The 6,455-nt window shown below is 59.5% G+C and carries 5 protein-coding genes; 3 read left to right on the forward strand and 2 right to left on the reverse strand.

Translation table 11 applies throughout. The annotated features are described in order from the left end of the window. The 3 genes from ABX749_RS17205 to ABX749_RS17215 all read left to right on the forward strand — a co-directional run. On the forward strand, nucleotides 1–1,161 hold a 1,161-nt coding region (locus tag ABX749_RS17205; protein ID WP_372897047.1), incomplete at its 5' end, for a hemolysin family protein. A 163-nt stretch (nucleotides 1,162–1,324) separates the two neighbouring features. Then, nucleotides 1,325–2,188, forward strand: a complete 864-nt coding sequence (locus tag ABX749_RS17210) for a 1-acyl-sn-glycerol-3-phosphate acyltransferase (protein WP_372897048.1) — start codon at nucleotides 1,325–1,327, stop codon at nucleotides 2,186–2,188. Nucleotides 2,189–2,205: 17 nt separating this feature from the next. After that, nucleotides 2,206–4,464, forward strand: a complete 2,259-nt coding sequence (locus ABX749_RS17215) for a TIGR00730 family Rossman fold protein (RefSeq protein ID WP_372897049.1) — start codon at nucleotides 2,206–2,208, stop codon at nucleotides 4,462–4,464. On the opposite strand, the gene ABX749_RS17220 is transcribed toward ABX749_RS17215, so the two are convergent. Both ABX749_RS17220 and ABX749_RS17225 read right to left on the reverse strand, forming a co-directional pair. Beyond that, on the reverse strand, nucleotides 4,465–5,526 hold the full coding sequence (locus ABX749_RS17220; RefSeq protein WP_372897051.1) for a CNNM domain-containing protein: 1,062 nt from the start codon (nucleotides 5,524–5,526) through the stop codon (nucleotides 4,465–4,467). Between the two features lie 204 nt (nucleotides 5,527–5,730). Then, nucleotides 5,731–6,455, reverse strand: a 725-nt coding sequence (locus tag ABX749_RS17225) for a hypothetical protein (protein WP_372897052.1), incomplete at its 5' end; no start/stop codon positions are given.

The raw sequence follows: 6,455 nt of genomic DNA on the forward strand, positions 1-6,455 counted from the left end.
CAAGGCAACCGCGGCGCCCACCGCGTTGTGCAGTTGTTCAAGCGGCCCGAAAAGCTGCTGACCACGACGCTGATCGGCACGAACATTTCGACGGTCGTGCTGACCACGCTGGGGACCTTGATGTTCATCCATTTCTTCGGGAATCGATGGGGAGATCTGTATGCGTTTGTGTTCTTCACCCCGTTGCTGTTGATTCTCGGTGAGATCGTGCCCAAGAGTATCTATCAACAGGAATCCGACCGGATCGCGCCGATCGTCGTCTTTCCCCTCAGCGCGTTTGCGTGGATCTTTGCGCCGATCGTTTATCTGTTTTCGCGGATCGCGCGGGGTGCCGCGTGGCTGGCCGGCGGCGGTGCGACGTCACATCATTTGTTTATCACGCGCGACCAACTTCGCAGCGTCATTGAAATGGCCGATCGCGCCTCGGACACCACCGTCTTTGACCGCTTTCGAATCGAACGCGCGATTCGCTTTTCCGAGACGACGGTCGGCGAAGAGATGATTCCCGTGGCCGACATGGTGGCCATCGACAACGAAAAAACGACCAACGATGCCATCCAATTGGTCCGCCGTCGCGGCTTCCATCGGTTACCGGCCTACCAGGGCGATACCAACAACGTCGTCGGGATCGTCACCCTTTCCGCTTGGGACCTGCTCGATCCGGACACCACCGCAAAACCGCTTTCACAGCTCATCCAGCCGGCCCATTACGTCTCGCCCCACGACCCGCTCGAAGAAGTCCTGCCGACGTTGCGGGATCGCGAGGACAAAATGGCGATCGTCGTCGACGAATACGGATCGACGATCGGCATGATCACGATGGAAGATCTCGTCGAGGCGGTCGTCGGAGACATCGATGTCGGAAACGGAGGCGCGGAACCGTCGTCACGACAAGCCCGCAGGTGTCAAAAACTGTCCGAAGATTCCTATCTGATGGACGGCCGACTCACCATTCACGAAGCGAACGATGTGTTGGGACTGAACCTGCCCGCCACTGAATTCCATACCGTCGGCGGCATGTTGGTCGCTCGGTTGCATCATCTCGCCAAACCAGGCGAGTCCGTCGTCGAAGGCGGCTACCGTTTCACCGTCGAAGAAGCATCCGAAACTTCCGTTCGAACCGTCAAGGTCACGCGGGAATCGTTTGGCGAAGCAGACTAGTGCTTTGTCACAACTTAATCTTCGGGTGGCTCGTTTGATCGGAAACGGGGTCAGGAACCAAAAACCAAATGGCTTAAAGGGTGCTTCGCATTTTTGGTTCCTGATCCCCCTTTCCGCAGACAATCCTAAAAACTAGCTGTGACAAAGCACCAGAAGAGCTGACATGTATGAATCCAATCAAGAACCGCTGCCCGAGGGTGACGCGGCCGAAGTCTTTGCCAGCCAACTCGCCGACTTGCAACGTCAAGCGAGTGCACATGACCACGAGGAGTTGACTCCCGACAACGTGGTTCGCTGGGGCAATCAGAACCGCCCCCTGGTCGCCGGGCTGTGTCGCCGGTTGCTATTGCCCGGCAGCAAAATCACCGGGCTCTCCAACTTTCGCCAATTGGTCCGGCACGCCAAGGACGGACACGCATGTCTGCTCTGTCTCAACCACCGATCCAACCTGGATGTCCCCACCTTCGATACACTGCTGACCGATCACGGCCAGGCCGATCTTTTTGATTCGGTGATCTGGGTCGCCGGTCGAACGTTGGAAGAAGACACCGGGGTGACCCGGATGTTGGTGCAGTGTTTCAATCGCGTGATCGTGACTCCCCACCGTTGGTTCCACAGCGGTCGCACCGATGCCCAGATTCATGAAGCCCGACTCATCAATATCGCGGCCGAACGCGCCATTTCACGGTTGCGCCACGAGGGATGGGTCTGTGCTCTGTTTCCTTCCGGCACGCGGATCCGGCCGGATGACGAAACCACGAAACAGGCCATCGCCGAGACCGACAGCTACCTGCGTCTGTTCGACTATCTGCTGCTCTGCAACATCGATGGCTGCACGTTGCCGGTCTCGCGCGATCGAGATTTTGCCCACGAAATCCCCAAACTCGATCGCGTCGTGTTCACGTTCGGATCGGTCCACCGCGTCCAGCAGTGGCGTGCCGAGATGGCTGAGCGGTTCCCCGATGAAGACCAACGCACGGCGTCGGCCCTGGCCATCCGTGAAGAAATCGAAGCACTTGCCCCGTGACAAAACCCCATCAAACCATGAAGATCACATTCCTGGGCGCCAACCGTAATGTCACCGGATCGCGCTACTGTCTGGAAGTCGGCCAGCAACGCATCCTGATTGACTGTGGGATGGTGCAGGAACGCGACTATGCAGCGCGAAACTGGGAACCGTGCCCCGTCGACGCGTCGAGCATCGCTGCGTTGGTCGTCACGCACGCGCACCTGGACCACATCGGGTTGATTCCCAAGTTCGTGGCCGACGGTTTTGACGGCAAAATTTACGCGACCAGGCCGACGGTCGCGCTGGCCGAGGTGATGCTCAGAGACGCGGCAAAAATCCTGGCCGAAGACGTCAAGTACAAACGTCGGCGTCATCGCGAAGAGGGCCGCAAGGGGCCGCATCCCGCCGTGCCGTTGTATACCGACAAGGATGTCGACAACTCCCTGCACCTGTTCCGGGGCGTCGGCTATCGCACCCCGACCGAAATCGTCCCCGGAGTCACGGTCACCTGGCATGACGCCGGACACATCCTCGGCTCCGCTTCACTCGAAGTCACGATCAGTGAGTCCGGCCGAGAACGAACGCTGATCTTCTCCGGTGATCTTGGTCAGCACGACACACCGTTGATTCACGACCCGACTTACTTTCGACAGGCCGACTATGTCTTCATGGAATCGACCTACGGCGACCGTGACCACGAACACCACGGGGATGTCGAAGACCAACTCGCTGCGATCGTCGGCGAAACCATCGGTCGAGGCGGGAACCTGGTGATTCCCGTGTTCGCGGTCGAACGGGCCCAGGAAATGATGCACTACTTTGGGCGTTTGGTTCATCAGAATCGGATCCCCAAGGTGCCCATCTTTCTGGACAGCCCGATGGCGTCGGACGTCACGGACATCTTTCGACGATTCACGAGTTGGCTGGATCAGGAAACACGCCGCGCGATCGAGGCCGACCAGGCGCCGCTGCAGTTCCCGGGGCTGACCTTGACACGCACGGTCGATGAGTCAAAGTCGATCAACCACGTCAAACAACCTTGCATCATCATGGCCCCTGCCGGCATGTGCAACGCCGGGCGGATCAAGCATCACCTGCGAAACAACCTGCGCCGCCCCGAATCGACACTCCTGTTCGTCGGTTTCCAAGCCGATGGAACGCTCGGCCGGCGGATCCTCGATGGAGAGAAATGCGTTCGGATCCACGGCCGCGAGTATCACGTCGAGGCACACGTCGCGCAGCTGTTTGGATTCTCGGGACACGCCGACCGGACCGGGTTGCTCAACTGGCTGGGGAACTTCGAACAATCGCCCCGCAAGCTGTTCTTGACGCATGGCGAAGAAGACGTCGCCCTGGCGTTACAAGAAACGGTGCGCAAGCGTTTCGGGTTTGACGTGTCCGTCCCCGAGTACGCGTCCGAAGTGCTTCTCGACGACGACGGCCCCAGTCTGGTGGAACCGGGCCGAGAGATCGCGATCAACGTCCGTCGCCCCGTTGCGAAAGAATCGGAACCGCAAAGAATCGCCCCCGTCGCAACGTCCAATCATGATGCCTCGCGTCAGACAACTGAAGCTTCGCCGCCGATTGAAAGTCCGGAACACGATCCCGATCGAGAGTTTCTCGACAGCAGCGTGCATCGGCCCGTCAGTTTCTTGCACGAGGATCCCTGGCGCGTCTTGCGAATTCAAAGCGACTTGATCCAGGGAATCGAAACGATGACCCGCGCGCTCGATGGGCGCCGTCGAGCGGTGACCGTTTTCGGCAGCGCCCGTCTGCCGGAAAGTGACCCCTCCTACCAATTCGCCCGGCGGACGACTCAACGACTCGGCCAGCGAGGGTTTGGCATCATCACCGGCGGCGGCCCGGGAATCATGGAAGCGGCCAACCGCGGCGCGCGTGAAGCCGGCAGTTTGTCGATCGGGCTGAATATTGAATTGCCGCGCGAGCAATCGCTGAATCCCTATTGTGATGCGTCCTACACCTGCCGCTATTTCTTCGTCCGCAAAATGATGTTCGCCAAGTACGCGCGTGGCTTCGTGATCTTCCCGGGCGGCTTCGGCACGTTCGATGAATTCTTTGAATCGTTGACGTTGATTCAAACCGAAAAACTAGCCCACTTTCCGGTCGTCTTGGCCGGAACACAGTTCTGGCAACCCATGGTCCAGTGGCTACAACAGTCGGTTCAAGAAGCGGGCTGTATCGACGAGCATGACATCCGACGATTTCGTGTCATGGATGACGCCGACGAAATCGCCGAGTGGCTCGATGCGGTCATCGACGGCAGCGAACCGTAATCACGACGGGTTGCCACGGTCGCCATTGGACTGGCGCTGTTCCCGTTGCCGCGCCAGCTCCTGCATGTCGACGACGACGTCCACCTCGTCAACGATTTCCTCTCCGATCAAAGACTCCATCACGTCTTCCAGCGTCACGACCCCCACGACGGTGCCGGACTCGTTCACGACGCCAAACAGATGCGACCGTTTGCTCACAAACGACTTCAACAGGACGTGCCCCGGCGTGTTCATGGGCACCCGGTGCAGCGGTTTGGCCAGTGACCCCAGAGTGCGATCGAATTCATCGCGGGCCAGATGCGCCAGCACGTCGCGTCGCAACACCACTCCGCTCCAAACGTCATCGTCTTTGGGATCGGTCACCGGTACGCGGGCGTTGGTCCATCGGATCCGTCCGGCTGCCATCTCTTGACTGATCGCGTGCAGCGTGGTGTCGGCCGGGAATCGTCTGACCACCGATCGCGGCGTCATGATTTCTGCGGCGGTCACCTCGTTCAGCTTCAAAACCTGCTGAACCAATTCGGCTTCGATCGGCAAGATACTCCCTTCCTCGGCACTCATGCGGGCCATCTGGCCGACTTCCTCTTCGGGTGCCGCGAACACGGGACCGGACGGTTTCACGACGTCGGCCAACTTATGGATGACCCACACCAGCGGGAACAATGCATGCACGGCGATGGTCAACGGCATCGCGACCAGCACCGCAATCCGATCGCTGTACGCGACGCCCAGGATCTTGGGAATGATCTCCGAGAAAAACAGAACGCCGAGGGTAAACACGGCGGAGAACCAAAGAATGAACGACTGACCGAGCACGACTTCCGCCTGCGCCCCGGCGAGTGCCGCGCCAGCCGTATTGGCCACCGTGTTGATGATCAGGATCGCGGAAATCGGCCGCTCCATGTTCTGCTTCATGCGATCGAGCACTTGACCGGCGGCGCTGCCCGATTCGCTGAGCGACCGCACATACGACGGCCGCACCGCGTACAGTGCTGCTTCGGTCACCGAACAGAGCGCCGAAACAACCAGAACACACAAGACCGATACAATCAAAAGTGTCATTTGACAGCCTTTTAGGATTCGCCTAATCAACGAGCGCTAAATAAGTGGGATAGGCTTCCAGCCTGTCGACGCTGGAATGACGAGTCTGGGAGCCTATCCCACTCGTAAGATCTGACACTTATTCTCCGTTCGTTGCTAGCCGAGTCGATAGAGAATCAATTCCCGCGCCGCGGCGTGCAGAACCCAAAGATGGTTGTCGCTGGACTACGCCAAATCAATCCCACCGACCCCGCACTTCAAATCCGGGTCTTCTCGATCCAAGACAGCCGGTGCCTCGATTGATTCCGGTCCGGCGAGCTGTTGAAGGAATCGGCCGTTGGAATCGAATCGTTTGATTCGCACTTGACCGGCTTCGGCCGTGACCCAGCTACCGTCGGTGAGCCGGACGGTGGCCATCGGATTGCAACAACCTTGAAATCCATCGATCTGACGAGAACGTTTTCCCCAGACGCCAAGCCGCGTGCCACGCTGGTCGACCATCAGCACACGGTGACGAGCGGGATCCGTGATCGCCAGCCCGCCACGCGAGGAAGGTGCGATGCGTCCCGCTGCATGGATGGGGCTATCGACGTTTTCCACACCACGCCACTGGCGTTCTGCCGAATCGAGGTCCAGTTGCAGCAGACGCGACGCCGCCACGTCGGTCGCCATCAAGCGATTGCCTTGCTTGACGATGTCGCCGACCAAACACCCCACACCGAGCGACGGCAGGGGTTGTGAATCGCCCGAAGGGAAATCAAACCGAATCACGCGGTCCCTGACACCGACAAACAGATCTTGTCGATCCACACACAGGCACCTGACCGGGCGCGGAAACGGGGACTGCCACAGCACATTGCCGTCAGGATCGACCCGTTGCACGGAATTGCCGGTCGCGACAAAAACCGTCTGATCGGCCGCGGCGGCGATGCGCCGCGGCGACAGACCCG

Origin of the sequence: Stieleria sp. (assembly GCF_041595215.1) — a bacterium.
Classification (GTDB): domain Bacteria; phylum Planctomycetota; class Planctomycetia; order Pirellulales; family Pirellulaceae; genus Stieleria; species Stieleria magnilauensis.

Excerpts from the sequence above, each read along its gene's own strand:
- ABX749_RS17210 (WP_372897048.1), top strand. The coding sequence starts at position 1,325 with ATGTATGAATCCAATCAAGAACCGCTGCCCGAGGGTGACGCGGCCGAA.
- ABX749_RS17220 (WP_372897051.1), bottom strand. The coding sequence starts at position 5,526 with ATGACACTTTTGATTGTATCGGTCTTGTGTGTTCTGGTTGTTTCGGCG.
- ABX749_RS17215 (WP_372897049.1), top strand. The coding sequence starts at position 2,206 with ATGAAGATCACATTCCTGGGCGCCAACCGTAATGTCACCGGATCGCGC.